Raw genomic sequence first — 17191 nt, 5'->3', positions numbered from 1 at the left:
GAGCGCGAGCCGGTCGAGGTCATCCTGACACTCCGGGGGCCGCGGGTCACGCGGCGGCGCGCGCCGGCCGCCCGCGTCGAGGGCGATCCGTCGACAGATCCAGGGCGAGGGCGTGATCCGGATGGGCGGCGAGCTCGGCCTCCGCGTGGTCGAGCCAGCGCGCCTCCGCCTCCGCGGCGAAGATCATCGCGTCGAGCACCAGCGACCGAGCGATCGCCTCCGGTGCTGCGGAGTCGGATCCCGTGCCGCGCGCCCGACGCAGCTCCTCGAGCCGGGCGACGGTGGCGCCCCGCTGGGTGCGGATCACCGCCGCCGCATCCACGCCGGGAAGGGTCGCGGCGAGCGACAGCTTCATCGCCAGCTCGTCGCGCGCCGCCTGGCTCCGGTCGACGCCCGTCGCCAGCCATGCGCGCACCTCCTGGCGCCCCGCGTCGGAGATCTCCCAGTAGACGTGGCCGTGCTCATCCGCCGCGCCGCGGGTCACGAGCCCGTCGCGCTCGAGCCGCTCGAGGGTGTTGTAGATCTGGCCGACGTTGAGGGCCCACGCTCCGCCCGTGCGACGCTCGAACTCGGTGCGCAGCTGATACCCGTAGCACGGCGCCTGATCGAGGATCGCAAGCAGGCTCTGGCGGACGCTCATATCTCGGCTGGCTCCATTCGCTCTCGACCGCGCTCGGTCGCTCATGTTTTCCCGGTATATGCATACCCGGAAAACGCGTCGGGCAACGATCCGGTCGCGGCGCGTCCCGATGTCCGCGCGACACGCCGGGCGTGCGGGATCATCGCCAGCGTGAAGGGAATCGACGCGGCGGGGCAATACAACACGTGACCACAGACGCCGAGATCGTCCGGCTGTCGCTCGCGCGACCGCGCGAGTTCGCCGCGCTCTTCGACCGGCACGCGGCCTCCGTCGGGCATTACGCCCGCCGGCTGGTCGGCGCGGACGCAGGCGACGACGTGATGAGCGAGACGTTCCTCGTGGCGTTCCGCCGCCGCGCCGACTACGACTTCGACCGGGAATCGGCGCTGCCGTGGCTGCTCGGCATCGCCACCCGGCTCGCGCACCGCGCGCGCGCCGCCGAGGCGAAGCGATGGCGGGCGCTGCAGGCCTCCGCGCGGGTCGCGGTGGAGACCGCGATCAGCGACATCGAGGCCGCATCGGACAGGGCGGATGCCGCCGCGCGGCTGACGCGGCTGGTTCCGCACATCCGCCGGATGAACGATGCCGACCGCGACACGCTGCTGCTGTACGCCTGGGGCGACCTGAGCACCGAGCAGATCGCCGATGCGCTCGGCGTTCCCGTCGGAACCGTGTGGTCGCGCATCAACCGGATGCGTCGCAAGCTCCGCCTCGAGCTTCCGACCGACACTTCAGAGGAGGGGGACGATGGACTCGCTCACATTCGTGCGTGACCTCGGCGACGATGCGCGCCGCCCCACGGCAGCCGAGCTCGCCGCCGCGCGCGCCCGCCTGATGGTGGAGATCGAACGCGAGAGCTCCGCCGCGCCGGTCGCGATCGGATCCCGCTCCGGTCGCCACACGGCCCGCGACTCACGCCGGGGCGACGCGCTCGCCCCGGTCACTCCTCTCGAGCGCCAGACCTCCCGTGGACGCCGCATCGGCGCGATCGCGCTCGCCGCGGCCGTCACGGTCGGCGTCGCCGCGGCCGCGATCGGCGGCGTCACGCTGCTGCGCGAGCTCGCCCCCGACGACCGCGTCGCCGGCCCGACGCCGACGCCGACCGCCGACCCCACAACCGCACCGCCCGTCCTTCCCGATCCGTCCGACCGCGCGGCATGGATCATCACCGAGGACGGCACGGGGCCGTTCACGGTCGGGATGCCGTGGAGCGACGCGGTCGCGGCGGGCACCGAGGTCGGCTGGGACATGTCGGCCGCACAGGGCGAGAACTGCGTCCCGTGGTTCGGCTCGCCCGCGGGCGAGGGTCCGGCCCTGAACGTCTACGGCTCGGAGGGCACGGTGTTCGCCATCACGGTCAGCCCCTACGTCGACGACGCGGGCCGGCTGGATCCCGCGGACGCGGATCTCGGCCCGCGCACCGCGGGCGGCGTCAGTCCCTACGACACGATCGACGACGTCCGCGCGGCCCACCCGCAGGTCGTGGATTCCGAGGTGACCCAGGGCTCCAGCGCCTACGCGACGCTCGATGCGGACGGAGCGGGGTCGATGATCCACTTCGGCTACCGGGCCGGCGCCCCCGACCAGGTGTTCGCCGTGGGCGACCTCGAGACCATCCAGATCAACGCCTTCGGGCAGCCGATCATCGAACTCGAGGGCTGCATGCGCGGCGCGGGTGAGGGCGGCGAAGGCGAAGGCAGCGGCGGTGACGCGGGTTCCGGTGTGACGCTGACGCCGGACGGCATCGCGGAGTTCGCCGTGGGCGCGCCGCTCACCGAGGCGGCTCGCGCAGGGCTCGTGATCGATCGGAGTTGCGCAGAGTCTTTCTGGGCCCCCAGTGGGGAGCATCCTGCGAACGAGGGGTGGCCTTACGCGAGCGCAGTGGATGTGCCGCCGGCGTTCGGCATACGCACGTCGGATGGCGAGGCAGGGGGTGAGATCGAGCTCATCGAGGTCCTCGCGCCGACGCTCCAGACGGCCGAGGGCATCGGACTCGGTTCGACGATCGATGACCTGCGCGCGGCATACCCCGCTGCCGAGGAGATCCTGGCGGCCGATCCCGATGGCGGGGAGCCCCTGGGGTACGCCGGGTACTCGGTGGCGGGTGCCCAGGGGCACATGATGTTCACTGTGGTCACGGACGCAGCCTGGGATCCGCAGCGCGTCGGTCAGGTGGTGTCGATCCTGATCGCGCCCGATGACGGCACGGTGACGGGGCCCGTCTGGGGCGAGCCGATCATCGGTTGCGTGTTGAGCTGACCCGCTCAGCCGCGGCATAGGTCACGGGCGGATAACATGAGTCCGTATGCCCTTCGCCGGACGGCGACGGGGAGCACGGCACCGTCGCTCGATCAGAGCGGGGGCCGAGAACGAGGAGACATCACGTGGCCAATCCCTTCGAGAAGCTGCTTCGCGCCGGCGAGGGTCGCACCCGCCGGAGGCTCCAGCAGGTCGTCGCCGCCGTCGGCGCGCTCGAGGAGGACTACACGCAGCTCACCGACGAGGAGCTGCGGGGCGAGACCGCCGAGCTGCGGCAGCGCTACGAGGCGGGCGAGACGCTCGACCACCTGATGCCCGAGGCGTTCGCGGCCGTCCGCGAGGCGGCGAAGCGCACCCTGGGCATGCGCCCCTACGACGTGCAGGTGATGGGTGGCGCGGCGCTCCACCTCGGCAACATCGCCGAGATGAAGACCGGTGAGGGAAAGACCCTTGTCGCGGCCATGCCCGCGTACCTCAACGCCATCGCCGGCAAGGGCGTGCACGTCGTCACGACGAACGACTTCCTTGCGTCGTACCAGGCCGAGCTGATCGGCCGCATCCACCGCGCGCTGGGAATGACCACCGGCACCATCGTGTCGGGTCAGACCCCGGCCGTGCGGCGGGAGCAGTACGCGGCGGACATCACGTACGGCACGAACAACGAGTTCGGCTTCGACTACCTGCGCGACAACATGGCCTGGCGCAAGGAGGACCTCGTCCAGCGCGGTCACTTCTTCGTGATCGTCGACGAGGTCGACTCGATCCTGATCGACGAGGCGCGCACCCCGCTCATCATCTCGGGCCCGTCGTCGGGTGAGGCGAACCGCTGGTTCGTCGAGTTCGCGAAGGTCGCGCGGACCCTCGAGGAGGGCGTCGACTACGAGGTCGACATCAAGAAGCGCACGGTCGGCGTGCTGGAGGCCGGCATCGAGAAGGTCGAGGACTACCTCGGCATCGACAACCTGTACGAGTCGGCGAACACGCCCCTGATCTCGTTCCTGAACAACTCGCTCAAGGCGATCGCCCTGTTCAAGCGCGACACCGACTACGTCGTCATGAACGACGAGGTGATGATCGTCGACGAGCACACCGGCCGCATCCTCGTCGGTCGTCGCTACAACGAGGGCATCCACCAGGCGATCGAGGCGAAGGAGGGCGTCCCGGTCAAGGCCGAGAACCAGACGCTCGCCACGGTCACGCTGCAGAACTACTTCCGCCTGTACGACAAGATCTCGGGCATGACGGGCACGGCCGAGACCGAGGCCGGCGAGTTCATGTCGACGTACCAGCTGGGCGTCATCTCGATCCCGACCAACAAGCCGATGGTCCGCACGGATCAGCGGGATCTCGTCTACCGCAACGAGAAGGGCAAGTTCGCCCAGGTCGTCGAGGACATCGCCGAGCGCCACGAGAAGGGCCAGCCCGTCCTCGTCGGCACCGTCAGCGTCGAGAAGAGCGAGTACCTGTCGCGCCTGCTCGCGAAGAAGGGCATCAAGCACGAGGTCCTCAACGCGAAGAACCACGCGCGCGAGGCCGAGATCGTCGCGCGCGCGGGCAAGCTCGGGGCCGTCACCGTCGCCACGAACATGGCCGGTCGAGGCACCGACATCATGCTCGGTGGAAACGCCGAGTTCCTCGCCGTGCAGGAGATGAAGGCCAAGGGCCTCGACCCGGCGGCGACGGAGCCGGAGGAGTACGACGCCGAGTGGAACGTCGTGTTCGACCGCGTCAAGGCGGAGGTCGCCGAGGAGGCGGCGAAGGTCGTCGAGGTCGGCGGTCTGTACGTGCTCGGCACCGAGCGCCACGAATCGCGCCGCATCGACAACCAGCTGCGCGGTCGCGCCGGCCGTCAGGGAGACCCCGGCGAGAGCCGCTTCTACCTGTCGCTCGAGGACGACCTGATGCGCCGCTTCCAGTCGGGCGCGGCCGATGCGCTGCTGTCGCGCACGGACCTGCCCGACGACGTCGCGATCGAGTCGCGCCTGGTGTCGAACCTGATCAAGAACGCCCAGGCCGCGATCGAGGGCCGCAACGCCGAGGCGCGCAAGAACGTCCTGAAGTACGACGACGTCCTCAACCGCCAGCGCGAGGCGATCTACTCCGACCGCCGCCACATCCTCGAGGGCGACGACATCGCGGATCGCGTGCAGCACTTCATCGAGGACGCCATCACGGCCGTCATCGACGAGCACACCGCGGGCGGCCACAACGAGAGCTGGGACTTCGACGCGCTGTGGAGCGAGCTGAAGACCCTCTACCCGGTCGGCGTGACGATCGACGAGGTCGTCGCCGAGGCCGGCGGACGCAAGGGCGGCATCACGGCCGAGGCGCTGAAGCGCGAGCTGCTCAGCGACGCCAAGATCGCCTACCAGAAGCGCGAAGAGGCCCTCGGCACGGCCGCCGTGCGCGAGCTCGAGCGCCGCGTTGTGCTTCAGGTGCTCGACCGCCGCTGGCGCGACCACCTCTACGAGATGGACTACCTGAAGGACGGCATCGGCCTGCGCGCGATGGCGCAGCGCGACCCGCTCATCGAGTACCAGCGCGAGGGCTACTCGATGTTCCAGACGATGATGGGCCAGATCAAGGAGGAGGCCGTCGGCTACCTCTTCAACCTCGAGGTGCAGGTGCGCCGCGTGGGAGAGGGCGAGGGAGCGCAGCCCGAGGTCGAGGCGAAGGGGCTCTCGGAGCACCCGGCCGACCAGCAGCTCGAGTACTCGGCGCCCAACGATGCCGGCGAGGTCGAGGTGCGCAACGACCGCGGCCAGGTCAACAAGGCCGCCACGGATCGCGTGCGCCGCACGCAGACGCAGGCCACCTCCCCGCAGGCAGGCCCCGGCGCGAGCGCCTTCGGCCAGGCCGCGGACGCCGCCGCCCAGGAGGCCCCGCAGAACCGCGAGCAGCGCCGCGCCGCGAAGAAGCGCTGAGCAGTCGTCACGGGCCCACCGGTCCACGCGAACGCGCGTGGACCGGTGGGCCCCGGCATATCCTGGGGCGATGAGCACCCCCGTCCCGATCAGCGCTCAGCCCGGTGGAAGCCGGCTCCGCACGCTGCGTCACTCCTCGAAGCTGAACAACGTCCTCTACGAGATCCGGGGCGCCGCCCTGGAGGAGGCCGCCCGGCTCGAGGCCGCGGGGCACACGGTGCTCAAGCTCAACACCGGCAACCCGGCGGTGTTCGGCTTCGAGGCCCCGTATCAGATCGTGCGCGACATGATCGCGTCGATCCCGACCGCGCACGGCTACAGCGAGAGCCGCGGCATCCTGTCCGCGCGTCGCGCGATCGTGAGCCGCTACGAGGAGACCCCGGGCTTCCCGCACGTCGACCCCGAGAACGTCTACCTCGGCAACGGCGTCTCCGAGCTCATCACGATGACGATGCAGGCCCTGCTCGACGAGGGGGACGAGGTGCTGATCCCGGCGCCCGACTACCCGCTCTGGACGGCCATGACGAGTCTCGCGGGCGGCACCCCCGTTCACTACCTGTGCGACGAGCAGAACGACTGGCAGCCGGATCTCGAGGACATCCGGTCGAAGGTGACCGAGCGCACCAAGGCGATCGTCATCATCAACCCGAACAACCCCACCGGCGCGGTGTACTCGCGTCAGGTGCTCGAGGGCATCGCCGAGATCGCCCGCGAGCACTCGCTCCTGCTGCTGAGCGACGAGATCTACGACCGCATCCTGTTCGACGACGCACAGCACATCCCGACCGCCTCGGTCGCGCCCGACCTGCTGTGCCTGACCTTCAACGGGCTGTCGAAGACCTATCGCGTCGCCGGCTATCGCTCGGGATGGCTCGTGATCACGGGGCCGCAGGATCACGCGAAGGGCTTCCTCGAGGGGATCACGCTGCTCGCGTCGACGCGCCTGTGCCCGAACCTTCCCGCCCAGCATGCGGTGCTGGCCGCACTCACGGGGGTCCAGACGATCGACGCGCTGGTCGCGCCGGCCGGGCGCCTGCTCGAGCAGCGGGACGTCGCCTGGCAGAAGCTCGAGGAGATCCCCGGGGTCTCGTGCGTCAAGCCGCAGGGAGCGCTGTACGCGTTCCCGCGCCTGGACCCGGAGGTGCACGAGATCCGGGATGACGCGAAGCTCGTCTACGACCTGCTGGTGGCCGAGCGCATCCTGCTGGTGCAGGGCACGGGCTTCAACTGGGCGACGCCCGACCATCTGCGCATCGTCACGCTGCCGGAGGCCCGGGTGCTGAGCGAGGCCATCGAGCGCCTCGGCAACTTCCTGAGCTCTTATAAGCAGTAGTGCATGGAAGCGTGACGTCGTGCCTCACCGCGGGCAGTAACCGACTCGCCTGAGCGCCCCAGGTGGGAGTGAAGCGACCAACCGTCAGGCGCGAGTGTCGTGCGCCCCATGTGCGAGCGAAGCGAGCGTGCCGCGGATGCGGCCCACCAGCGATCGATCCGCGCGCGGTCAAGGAAAACGCCGCGAACAAGTGCCCCGGTGGGAGCGAAGCGACCGTGGAGCGGAGCGACTGCCGACCACCTCGAAGACGTGACATCCGTCCGTCGATGGAGCGAAGCGACAGCGCTCGATCGCGAGTCCCGGCGCGAAGCGTCGGGCGAGCGATCGAGAACGCGACCATGCACTACTGATTAAAGAATCGACAGGCTCGTCGCGCGCCAGCGGCTGTCCATGCCTTCGAGCCGCATGGCGACGGCACGCGTTCGCTGTGTCGTCTCGACGATGATGACGGCCTCGATGACGCCGTCGGCGGGAGCCGAGTGCCGGATGGAGCGGATCGCGTAGACGGGGCGCATGACCGCCTGCCGCTTCGCGCTGCGGGCGCGCACGGCCATCCCGGCGCGCGTGACGAGGGAGCGGTATGGCTCGTCGGTGAGCCAGCGCGCGAGCTGCTCGGGCTCGCGCACTCCGGCGAGGACCTCGAGCACGCCGCGCGTGAGGGCGGTCAGCAGCGGCTCGGGGTCGGGCAGGTTCCCGCTCGAGGTGCGCTGCGGGGCGAAGTGCTCCTCGACGTCGGCGAGCTTGCGCAGCGGCCGCGGGGCGGCTCCGGGCGCGTGGGGCGGCGGCGCGGCGGACGGAAGTGGCTGGGACATCGAGACCCCCGGTTTCTCGGTCGGCGGGACGAGTCGCCAGTCCAGCACCGGCCGCGGCGGCCCTCGGAGGCGGCACCTATGTCCGTGGAGACATCTCGCGCCGGCTCGGCCTGTGGACAGGCGCGGCGGAGGCGGGAGCGGTTCCCCTACGCTCGGCCCGTGCGATGGGACCGCTTCTTCGACGATCTGGAGGATCAGCTCGCCGCCGAGTGGGAGGCCGAGCGTGCGGCCCTCGAGTCGGAGGCCGAGCGGCTGCGCCTCGCCCGCGTCGACCTGCGCACCCGGCTGACCGGGTTCGCCCGAGAGGCCGAGGCGCCCGTCACGCTCGAGCTCGCCGACGGCCTGTCCGCCGTCGTGCGGATCGCGGCGGTCGGCGCCGACTGGGTCGCCGCTCCCGAGAGCGACGGCGCCCGGCGCCTCCTGCTGGCGCCCATCGCGGCGATCCGCGGGATCCACGCGGCGCATGGCGACCTGCTGCGCAGCGCCAGGCCGGCCGCGCACATCGACAGGCTGGCGGAGCGCGTCACCTTCGCCCTCGCGATGCGCGACCTCGCCCGCCGCCGCGTGGGCGTCGCGCTGGGGCTGAGCGGGACGGGTCCCGAGTCGTCCGGCCGGGTTCTCACCGGCACCGTCGATCGCGTCGGGGCCGATCACCTCGACCTCGCGCTGCACGACGCCGGTTCGCCGCGCCGCGCGGGCGAGGTGCAGTCGTACCGGATGCTGCCACTCGCGGCGATCGCGTGGGTCAGGATCGACGCGGCGGCCGGGGTCCCCGTCGTCTGAACGGGGGCGGCGGAGGACCGTGGCGTCAGCTGCGCCGCCCCCACAGCTCGGGGAAGCTCGCGGCGTTCGACTGCCGCCACAGGGCCATGCGGCGTGCCTCCTCCGCCTGGGCGTCGAGATACTCGGCGACGCTCGCGTGCTCGATGCGCCACCGCGCCGGCGAGCCGACGCGCATGCCGCGAAGGTGGCCCTCCTGCACGAGCTCGACGACCTCGTCGACGCCGATGCCCAGCAGTTCGGCGACCTGCGCCGGCGGCACGAGACGGCGTGCCTGATGCTCGACCATGCCCCCATTATGTGTGCCCGGGTACCGGGACGGGCGGCGGATCTCCCGCCTGTGGAGAACCGCCGAGGCCGACCGCCGCGATTTGCCACTATTCCTGCATGAGCACCATGACGGCCGCCCAGGGCGGCACCGGGCGCGCGACGCCGCCGCAGCAGCGCCCCGCGCGGCGCCGGTTCTGGGCGGACGCCCGCTTCGTGATCGGGCTCGTCCTCGTCGCCGTGTCGATCGCAGGGGTCTGGTTCGTCGTGGGAGCCGCACGCCAGACGGTGCCGGTCCTCGCGGCCTCGGGCACGCTCGTCCCCGGCCAGACGATCACCGCGGCCGATGTCGCCGTCGTCGAGGTGGCCCTCGGGCAGTCGGGTGGGTCGTACCTCGCCCCGGATGCGCTCGGCGAGGGCCTCGTCGCGCTGCGCACGATCGGCGCCGGCGAACTGCTGCCGACCGCCGCGACCGGTGCGGCCGAGGTCAGCGACCGCACCTCGGTCGTCGTGCGCAGCTCGGTCGACGTGCCGGCGGGCGTGGATCGCGGGGCGCTTGTCGAGCTGTGGGAGACGCCGCCCGCCGAGCAGCCCGGCACCTTCGGCGCCCCGCGGATCCTGGTCGCCGACGCCGTCGTGGCGCGCGTCACACGAGACGACGGGGTGATGGCCGCCGGGGGAGCGGCCCTGGAGCTTGTGATCGACAGGACCCGCGTCTCCGACGTGCTCGCCGCGATCGCGGCAGGCTCCGTGCTGTCGGCGGTGCCGACCGCGGGTGGGGGCTCGGCGGCGCTGCCGGCTCCCGTGGCCACGGGCCAGCCTATGGATGACGCCGTCGCCCCGTCGGCGCCGCCGGCCGAGGAGGACGGCGAGTGATCGCGATCGTCGCGGCCGCCGCGGCGGACGCCGAGCGCATCGCGGAGGATCTCCGCGACGAGGGGGTCACGGTGCTCGAGACGGTCGATCCGGCGATCCTGTCCGAGGGGGATCCGGGCGGGGCGACGAGCCTGCGCGAGGCCGACACCCTGATCCTCGCCGGCGCGGGCATCCTGACCGCCGCACTCGTCGCCGAATGCGACCGGCTGGGGGTGCGCATCCTGCTGCTCGTGGATCGCGAGGCCGACGTGCGGGCCGCGCGTGCCTTCGGGCTCGCCGAGCCGCTGCCGCCCGACGCCCCCGCGTGGCGCATCGTGGCGGCGGCGCGCGGAGCCGGCATCGAGGTGGCGCCGGAGGTTCCCGCGCAGGGCCGTGTCCTCGTCGTGTGGGGCCCGGAGGGCGCCCCGGGCCGCACGACGCTCGCAATCGAGCTCGCCCTCGAGCACGCGCGTCTCGGAGCCCACGTCGCGCTGCTGGATGCCGACAGCCACGCGCCCTCCATCGCGATCGCGGTCGGCCTCGCCGACGAGAGCCCGGGGCTCGCGGCCGCCTGCCGGCAGGCGGAGTTCGGGCTGCTCGATGCCGGCGAGCTGCTGCGGGTCAGCGTTCCCCTCGCCGACGCGGACGGCCGCGTCGACGTCCTGACGGGGATCAACCGGGTCTCGCGCTGGCCCGAGCTGTCCGGCCCGCGCATGACGGCCGCGCTCGCGGTGATCCGCGAGTGGGCGGACGTTGTGATCGTGGATGTGAGCGCGTCGCTGGAGGCGGACGAGGAGATCGTCAGCGACCTCGACGGACCGCGGCGCAACGCGGCGACGCTCGCCGCGCTGGCGGCCGCGGACCAGATCGTCGCCGTGGCGGCCGCCGACCCGGTGGGCCTCGCGCGGCTTGTGCGCGGCTACGCGGAACTGCGTCGGATCGTCGGCGCCACACCCGTGCGCGTCGTCGTGAACCGGTTGCGCTCCGGACCGCTGGGGCTCGATCCGCGCGGACAGGTGAGGAGGGCGCTCGAGCGGTTCTCCGGCGTGACCGACGTGTCGTTCGTGCCCGACGACCGCAGGGCCGCCGATGCGGCGCTGCTCGCCGCGCGCCCCGTCGGGGAGGTGTCGCCGCGCTCGGCGCTCGCCCAGGCGGTGCGGCGCCTCGCGGCCGAGCTCCAGCCCCGCCACACCCGGCGTTCGGGGCAGGAGGTCGCCACGCGCGCGAGGGGCGGCATCCGCCGCCGGATCGGCGTCACCGGCGTCACACGGCCGGGAGCGGAGATCGTCGACCCATAAGCTTGATCCGTGTCGACACTCAGTGATCTCGCCTTCGCCCAGGGAATCGCGAGCGAGGCGGATGTCGAGTGGCTGCACCGCGTCGCCGGAGACGGGCAGCTCCTCGCCGATCTGGCGTTCGCGGACATCGTGATGTGGATCCCCACGTCGGATGACTCCTTCGTCGCCGTCGCCCACACCCGGCCGGGAAGCGCCGCCACCCTGTTCTACCGCGACATCGTGGGGGAGCGGATCCGCCCGCAGTGGCAGGCGCAGGTACGCGACGCCTTCTCGTCGGCGAGCATCATCGACTCCTCCAGCCCCGAGTGGTTCGAGGAGACCCCGACGCGCGTGCGCGCCGTGCCGATCGTGCGTCGCGGTGACGGCGGGCCGAACGTCATGGGCGTCCTGACGCGCCACACGAACCTCGGCGACGTCCGGGCTCCCTCGCGTCAGCAGATCACGTTCAACGACTGCGCCGACGACATCTTCCGCATGGTCGCCACGGGCGACTTCCCCGAACTGTCCGCGCCCACCGGCCCGCGCCGCGGCGCGCCGCGCGCGGCCGACGGCCTCATCCGGCTCGACGTCGACGGCATCGTGACCTTCGCGAGCCCCAACGCGCTGTCGGCGTTCAACCGCGTCGGCTTCGCCGACGAGCTCGAGGGCGAGTCGCTCGCCGAGGTGACGAGCCGCATCCTTCCCGCCTCGCGCGACACCGACGAGTCGCTGCCCGTGGTCGTGACCGGTCGTGCGCCATGGCGCACCGACATCGAGGCGCGCGGCGTGACCGTGTCGCTGCGCGCGATCCCGCTGCGCGACCACGGAAACCGCACCGGAGCGATCGTGCTGTGCCGCGACGTCACGGAGCTTCGTCACCAGGAGCAGGAGCTGCTGACGAAGGATGCGACGATCCGCGAGATCCATCACCGGGTGAAGAACAATCTGCAGACCGTCGCCTCGCTGCTGCGCATCCAGGCGCGACGCACGAAGTCGGAGGAGGCCCGCGAGTCGCTGACGCAGGCGATGCAGCGCGTCGCGGCGATCGCCGTCGTGCACGACACCCTGTCCGAGGGCCTGTCGCAGAACGTCGACTTCGATCAGGTGTTCGACCGCGTGCTGCGGCTGGTGGCCGAGGTCGCCGCGGCGCCGAACACGCTCGCGCACACCCACTCGATCGGAAAGTTCGGCGTGCTGCCGAGCGAATACGCCACGCCTCTCGCGCTGGCGCTGACCGAGCTCGTCACGAACGCGGTCGAGCACGGCCTCAAGGGGCTCGAGGGCAAGGTCGAGATCATCGCCGAGCGCGACGAGGAGAAGCTGCTCGTCCGGGTGCGCGACTCCGGCAGCGGCCTGCCCGAGGGGACCGTCGGACGCGGCCTCGGCACGCAGATCGTCCGGACGCTCATCCAGGGCGAGCTCAGCGGATCCATCGAATGGCGCACGCTCGGCGGCGAGGAGCCGCACGCGGGCGGCGAGATCGAGAAGGGCACCGAGGTCGTCATCGAGATCCCGCTCAAGTGGATCTGAGCTGACCGCAGACGCCGGAAAGGGCGCCTTCCCCGCGGGGAAGGCGCCCTTTCCAGTGCTGTGTGTACTGCGGGTGTGATGCGGAAGTTCAGCCGGCGCGGCGAGCGCGGGCGGCGCGACGCTTCAGGGCGCGGCGCTCGTCCTCGCTGAGGCCACCCCACACGCCCGAGTCCTGACCGGTCTCGAGGGCGTACTGCAGGCAGACCTCGGTGACGGTGCAGCGCGCGCACACGGACTTGGCCTTCTCGATCTGGTCGACCGCCGGGCCGGTGTTGCCGACCGGGAAGAAGAGTTCCGGGTCGACTGTCAGGCAGGCCGCCTTGTCGCGCCAATCCATGCTGATGCTCCTCGCAATGTGGTGGGATTCGAGCGAGCGCATCCGCGCCCGGATTCGAGGGTGGAGAAACGCATCCATTCGGGTCGGATACGCTGGTCATGGTGTGGGACTGAACGCCCACCACCCACCACGTTGTGGGAAACATGCCGTTAACAATGGTCGTACAGCCGGGGCCCGAAATCAAGGGTCAATATCCCGTCACGCCTCGGAATCGGCTGTATGCCCGTCGTCCGAGGAGAGTCCGGATGCCCCGCAGGATCGCGCGCATCGCGGCCGCGCTGCTCGCCCTGGAAGCCCTCGGCATCCTGGCGCTCGCGGCCTGGCAGGTCGTCGCCCTTGCCGGGGCCGACACGACGGATCCCGTCAGCGCCGTCGCGCTCATCGTACTGACCGTCGTCGGTGCGGCGGCCGTCGGCGCGTTCGCCGCAGCGGTGTGGGCGGGCAGGTCCTGGGGCCGCTCGGGCGGCATCGTGACGCAGCTGCTGCTCCTCGCCGTCGCGCTCGGCGCGATCACCGGGGACTACCCGCACCTCGGCATTGCGCTCGCACTCGCCGTTCCCGCGCTCGGAGGTCTCGCCCTGCTGTTCCTCGCGGCGCGCGAGGCGCACGCGGCGGAGGGAACGCCGACGCCCGAGGGCTGAGTCACGCCCGTGGGGCCGGGGCCGGCAGCGTGTCGGGCTCGCCCGCGACGCGCCGGCCGAGCATGGCGGCCCCGGCCACCGCGGCGGGCATGACGGCGATCGCGGCGAACGGCACGAGGAAGCACACGTGCACGGCGACGCCGAAGCCGAGCACGCGCGCCCGGTTCGCCCGCAGGAGCGCCGCGCGCTGCGCGCCCCCGAGGCCGCGGGCGGTGAGCCCACGGGAGGAGAGCTCGTCGGCGATGACCCTGCCGTTGAGCAGCGCGCCGACGACCGCGCCCGCTGCGGCGCCGGCGACGGGGATGAGCGCGATGAGGCCCGCGCACAACGCCGAGAGCAGGCCCTTGCCGAAGAGTCCGAGCGCATCGCCGATCGAGCGGCCGATGCTGTACGGCACGTCGGGCACGGTGCCGCCGAGCTCGCGCTCGACCGAGCGCCAGATGCGGTCGTAGAAGGGCTCGCCGACGAGCAGCGTCAGCGCGGTGAAGGTCACGATCGCCAGGATGATCGCGCCGCCCATGACCGCGAGCCCCAGCACCCAACGCAGCAGATCGGCCCACACGGGCTGCCAGCCGTCGGCGAACGGCGTCAGCCACTCGAGCAGGCCGGGGAGGCCGAAGCCGAGCCCCACGAGCGCGCCGACGAGCACGAGCCCGACGATCGCGGCCGGGATGAGGCCCGCGGCCATCACGCCCGGATGGTGGCGCCACCACCCGAAGCCCCGGAACAGCGTCCGCACTCCCTGCCAGAACTCACGCACGCGTCAAGGATAGGCGGGCCCGGGATCGCCGACCGTGGGGGCTCCTCGGGATCCCGCTGACGCCTCGGGAATAGGTCGCCGGGTCCCGCGTTGAAGTTGACACAAGTTCGCTCAAGTTCGAAACTTGACACGACGGGACGCAAGTTCTGCGATCCCTTGCAGAGGAGATCCGAATGCCCGACTTCCCTTCCACCGACGACTTCTTCGGCCAGGGCGGCGCCAACGCGTTCGACGAGTTCCTCGCCCGCTACCTGCAGGGCGAGCGTGCTCGCGCGGCGCGGTCGGTCGATCTGAGCCGCTACCTCAGCGCGCGCACGCAGGAGCTGCTGCAGCGCGCCGGACGCTACGCGCTGGGTCGCGGACAGCACGAGCTCGACGCCCTTCACGTGCTGCGCGTGCTGACGGAGGACAAGACGGTCGCCCAGGCGATCTCGCGCGTCGGCGCCGATGGCACCGCCGTCGCCACGGCCGCCGAGCAGCGCCTGCCGAAGGCCGGCGCCGCCGCCGATGTCGACGCCGCGGTCGTGACGCCCGCCGTGCAGCGGGCGCTCTTCCACGCGTTCCAGGTAGCCCGTGCGTCGGGTTCGACGTACATCGATCCCGAGCACGTGTTCTTCGCGCTCGTGCTGGCGCAGGACACCCCCGCCGGGCAGATCCTGTCGTCCGCCGGGATCACGGCCGAGGCGCTCACGCAGGGGATCCGCGAGACGGTCACCCCGGATGCCGTGGAGGCCCCGTCGCAGGAGGACGCGCCCCGCCCGGGCGGCATGCTCGACACCTACGGCACCGACCTCACCCAGCGGGCGCGCGACGGGCTGCTCGACCCGGTGATCGGTCGCGCCTCCGAGATCGAGCAGACAATCGAGATCCTGTCGCGCCGCACGAAGAACAACCCGGTGCTGATCGGCGAGGCCGGCGTCGGCAAGACCGCCGTCGTCGAGGGCCTCGCACGCGCGATCGTCGCGGGCCAGGTGCCCGAGCAGCTGCGCGACAAGAGCGTCATCTCGCTGGATCTCGCCGCGATGCTCGCGGGCACGCGCTACCGCGGCGACTTCGAGGAGCGCCTCACCAAGACGGTCGAGGAGGTCGCCGAGCGCAAGGACGAGGTCATCCTGTTCGTCGACGAGATCCACACCGTCGTCGGTGCGGGCGGAGGCGGCGAGGGCGCGATGGACGCGGGCAACATCCTGAAGCCCCGCCTTGCCCGCGGCGAGCTCCACCTCGTCGGTGCCACGACGCTCAAGGAGTACCGCACCATCGAGAAGGACGCGGCGCTCGAGCGCCGCTTCCAGCCGGTGCGCGTGGGCGAGCCGTCCGTGACCGACGCGATCGAGATCCTGCGCGGGCTGCGCTCGGCGTACGAGGAGCACCACCGCGTGAGCTACACGGACGAGGCGCTGAAGGCCGCCGTGGAGCTGAGCGACCGGTACCTCACCGAGCGCGTGCTGCCGGACAAGGCGATCGACCTCATCGACCAGGCAGGTGCGCGCCTGCGGCTGCGCCTCGGGGCACCGGTCGACGTCAGCGCCCTCATGGAGCGGCTCGGCACGCTCGAGGCCGAGAAGAACGCCGCGGTCGCGGCCGAGCGCTACGAGGAGGCGTCGCGCCTGCGCGACGAGATCGCCGACGTCCAGCGCCGGATCGACGAGGCGGCGACGACCGGATCCACCGGGCCCGCCGTCGTGGACGAGCCGGAGATCGCGGCCGTCGTGAGCCGCGCCACCGGCATCCCGGTCGCGCGCCTGACCGAGAGCGAGCGCGAGCGCCTGGCGACGCTCGAGGACGAGCTCCACGGTCGGGTGGTCGGTCAGGACGACGCCGTGGCCGCGGTCGCGAAGGCCGTCCGCCGCAGCCGCACCGGCATGGGCGACGCGCGCCGTCCCGTCGGCTCGTTCCTGTTCCTCGGGCCTACCGGCGTGGGAAAGACGGAGCTCGCCAAGGCCCTGGCGTCGAGCCTGTTCGATGACGAGGGCGCGATCGTCCGCTTCGACATGAGCGAGTTCGGCGAGCGGCACACCGTGGCGCGCCTGGTCGGTGCCCCTCCCGGATACGTCGGCTACGACGAGGCGGGACAGCTGACCGAGCGCGTGCGCCGCAACCCTTACTCGATCGTGCTGTTCGACGAGATCGAGAAGGCGCACCCGGACGTGTTCAACCTGCTGCTGCAGGTGCTCGACGACGGCCGCCTGACCGACGGGCAGGGCCGCACCGTCGACTTCCGCAACACGGTGATCGTGATGACGTCGAACCTCGGGTCCGAGTTCCTCGCGTCGCGTGCCGGGTCGATCGGCTTCTCGACCGGCGACGGGTCGTACGCCGACGACGAGCTGCGCGCCCGCGTGATGGGGCGCCTCCGCGAGTCGATGCGCCCGGAGTTCCTGAACCGCATCGACGAGATCGTGCTGTTCCGCAAGCTCGAGAAGCCGCAGCTGCGCGAGATCGTGTCGCTGATGCTCGGCGCGACGCGCACGCGGGTGGGAGCCCGCGAGGTGTCGCTCGAGGTGACGCCCGCGGCGATCGACTGGCTGGCCGAGCGCGGCTACGAGCCCGAGTACGGCGCGCGTCCGCTGCGCCGGCTCATGCAGCGCGAGGTGGACGACCGGATCGCCGACCTGTTCGTGACCGGAGCGCTCGCTGACGGCGGCGGCGTCTCGGTCGACGCGCGAGGCGACGAGCTGGTGGTCGACGCCGTGACGCTGGCCGCCGCGGCCTGATCGCGGGAAGCCCCGGGGCATGCGTCCCGGGGCTTCTGCGTGTCCGCGGTCCGTGCGACCAA

15 protein-coding genes are annotated in these 17191 nt (G+C 71.8%); 10 read left to right on the top strand and 5 right to left on the bottom strand.

The window, feature by feature from the left end; genetic code table 11:
* Positions 1–46 precede the first annotated feature (46 nt).
* Positions 47–640, bottom strand: coding sequence for a PadR family transcriptional regulator (locus tag IR155_RS01960; RefSeq protein WP_135112603.1), 594 nt, complete (start codon positions 638–640; stop codon positions 47–49).
* Positions 641–825: 185 nt separating this feature from the next.
* Between IR155_RS01960 and IR155_RS01955 the strand changes: the two genes are divergently transcribed.
* The 4 genes from IR155_RS01955 to IR155_RS01940 all read left to right on the top strand — a co-directional run bounded on the left by IR155_RS01955 (position 826) and on the right by IR155_RS01940 (position 7156).
* Entirely contained in the window at positions 826–1413 is a 588-nt protein-coding gene (locus IR155_RS01955; protein WP_209306717.1) for an RNA polymerase sigma factor, read from the top strand.
* Positions 1388–2899 (top strand): hypothetical protein, encoded by a 1512-nt coding sequence (locus IR155_RS01950; protein ID WP_135112601.1) that lies wholly within the window; start codon positions 1388–1390, stop codon positions 2897–2899. The genes IR155_RS01955 and IR155_RS01950 overlap by 26 nt, the downstream gene beginning before the upstream one ends.
* A 125-nt stretch (positions 2900–3024) precedes the next feature.
* Positions 3025–5823 carry a preprotein translocase subunit SecA gene (gene secA, locus IR155_RS01945; protein WP_135112599.1) on the top strand — a complete coding sequence of 933 codons (2799 nt, stop codon included), beginning with the start codon at positions 3025–3027 and terminating at the stop codon, positions 5821–5823.
* A gap of 70 nt (positions 5824–5893) precedes the next feature.
* Positions 5894–7156: a pyridoxal phosphate-dependent aminotransferase gene (locus IR155_RS01940; RefSeq protein WP_135112597.1), complete on the top strand. Its 1263-nt coding sequence runs from the start codon at positions 5894–5896 to the stop codon at positions 7154–7156.
* A gap of 350 nt (positions 7157–7506) precedes the next feature.
* On the opposite strand, the gene IR155_RS01935 is transcribed toward IR155_RS01940, so the two are convergent.
* Positions 7507–7968, bottom strand: a complete 462-nt coding sequence (locus IR155_RS01935; RefSeq protein WP_228066508.1) for an Rv3235 family protein — start codon at positions 7966–7968, stop codon at positions 7507–7509.
* A gap of 159 nt (positions 7969–8127) precedes the next feature.
* Here IR155_RS01935 and IR155_RS01930 point away from each other — a divergent pair, with 159 nt between their 5' ends.
* A complete protein-coding gene (locus IR155_RS01930; protein WP_135112595.1) occupies positions 8128–8751 on the top strand; it encodes a hypothetical protein in 624 nt (207 codons plus the stop codon).
* Positions 8752–8776: 25 nt separating this feature from the next.
* On the opposite strand, the gene IR155_RS01925 is transcribed toward IR155_RS01930, so the two are convergent.
* Complete coding sequence (locus IR155_RS01925) at positions 8777–9037, bottom strand: helix-turn-helix domain-containing protein (RefSeq protein WP_135112593.1); 261 nt, start codon at positions 9035–9037, stop codon at positions 8777–8779.
* 98 nt (positions 9038–9135) lie between these two features.
* Between IR155_RS01925 and IR155_RS01920 the strand changes: the two genes are divergently transcribed.
* Genes IR155_RS01920 through IR155_RS01910 form a run of 3 tightly spaced genes read left to right on the top strand, consistent with a single transcriptional unit; the run spans position 9136 to position 12677 of the window.
* The gene (locus IR155_RS01920) at positions 9136–9891 is read left to right on the top strand and encodes an SAF domain-containing protein (RefSeq protein ID WP_194210271.1); all 756 of its coding nucleotides are present in this window, start codon (positions 9136–9138) and stop codon (positions 9889–9891) included.
* Positions 9888–11168, top strand: a complete 1281-nt coding sequence (locus IR155_RS01915) for an AAA family ATPase (protein WP_135112591.1) — start codon at positions 9888–9890, stop codon at positions 11166–11168. The genes IR155_RS01920 and IR155_RS01915 overlap by 4 nt, the downstream gene beginning before the upstream one ends.
* Positions 11169–11177: 9 nt before the next feature.
* A complete protein-coding gene (locus tag IR155_RS01910) occupies positions 11178–12677 on the top strand; it encodes a sensor histidine kinase (RefSeq protein ID WP_135112589.1) in 1500 nt (499 codons plus the stop codon).
* A gap of 88 nt (positions 12678–12765) precedes the next feature.
* Here IR155_RS01910 and IR155_RS01905 read toward each other — a convergent pair whose 3' ends face one another.
* Entirely contained in the window at positions 12766–13014 is a 249-nt protein-coding gene (locus IR155_RS01905) for a WhiB family transcriptional regulator (protein ID WP_029152980.1), read from the bottom strand.
* 245 nt (positions 13015–13259) lie between these two features.
* Between IR155_RS01905 and IR155_RS01900 the strand changes: the two genes are divergently transcribed.
* The gene (locus tag IR155_RS01900; RefSeq protein WP_135112587.1) at positions 13260–13655 is read left to right on the top strand and encodes a histidine kinase; all 396 of its coding nucleotides are present in this window, start codon (positions 13260–13262) and stop codon (positions 13653–13655) included.
* 1 nt (position 13656) lies between these two features.
* Here IR155_RS01900 and IR155_RS01895 read toward each other — a convergent pair whose 3' ends face one another.
* Positions 13657–14415: an EI24 domain-containing protein gene (locus IR155_RS01895; RefSeq protein WP_233441064.1), complete on the bottom strand. Its 759-nt coding sequence runs from the start codon at positions 14413–14415 to the stop codon at positions 13657–13659.
* A 173-nt stretch (positions 14416–14588) separates the two neighbouring features.
* On the opposite strand from IR155_RS01895, the gene IR155_RS01890 reads away from it, so the two are divergent.
* On the top strand, positions 14589–17129 hold the full coding sequence (locus IR155_RS01890) for an ATP-dependent Clp protease ATP-binding subunit (protein WP_135112585.1): 2541 nt from the start codon (positions 14589–14591) through the stop codon (positions 17127–17129).
* The last annotated feature ends 62 nt before the right edge of the window (positions 17130–17191 follow it).

Source organism: Microbacterium paludicola, from assembly GCF_015235415.1.
In the GTDB taxonomy this organism is placed as follows: Bacteria; Actinomycetota; Actinomycetes; order Actinomycetales; family Microbacteriaceae; genus Microbacterium; species Microbacterium paludicola.
Note: the sequence above shows the minus strand (reverse complement) of the source record. Positions and strands in the feature narration are given on the sequence as shown.

Excerpts from the sequence above, each read along its gene's own strand:
- IR155_RS01960 (WP_135112603.1), bottom strand. The coding sequence starts at position 640 with ATGAGCGTCCGCCAGAGCCTGCTTGCGATCCTCGATCAGGCGCCGTGC.
- IR155_RS01950 (WP_135112601.1), top strand. The coding sequence starts at position 1,388 with ATGGACTCGCTCACATTCGTGCGTGACCTCGGCGACGATGCGCGCCGC.
- IR155_RS01940 (WP_135112597.1), top strand. The coding sequence starts at position 5,894 with ATGAGCACCCCCGTCCCGATCAGCGCTCAGCCCGGTGGAAGCCGGCTC.
- IR155_RS01935 (WP_228066508.1), bottom strand. The coding sequence starts at position 7,968 with ATGTCCCAGCCACTTCCGTCCGCCGCGCCGCCGCCCCACGCGCCCGGA.
- IR155_RS01925 (WP_135112593.1), bottom strand. The coding sequence starts at position 9,037 with ATGGTCGAGCATCAGGCACGCCGTCTCGTGCCGCCGGCGCAGGTCGCC.
- IR155_RS01920 (WP_194210271.1), top strand. The coding sequence starts at position 9,136 with ATGAGCACCATGACGGCCGCCCAGGGCGGCACCGGGCGCGCGACGCCG.
- IR155_RS01905 (WP_029152980.1), bottom strand. The coding sequence starts at position 13,014 with ATGGATTGGCGCGACAAGGCGGCCTGCCTGACAGTCGACCCGGAACTC.
- IR155_RS01900 (WP_135112587.1), top strand. The coding sequence starts at position 13,260 with ATGCCCCGCAGGATCGCGCGCATCGCGGCCGCGCTGCTCGCCCTGGAA.
- IR155_RS01890 (WP_135112585.1), top strand. The coding sequence starts at position 14,589 with ATGCCCGACTTCCCTTCCACCGACGACTTCTTCGGCCAGGGCGGCGCC.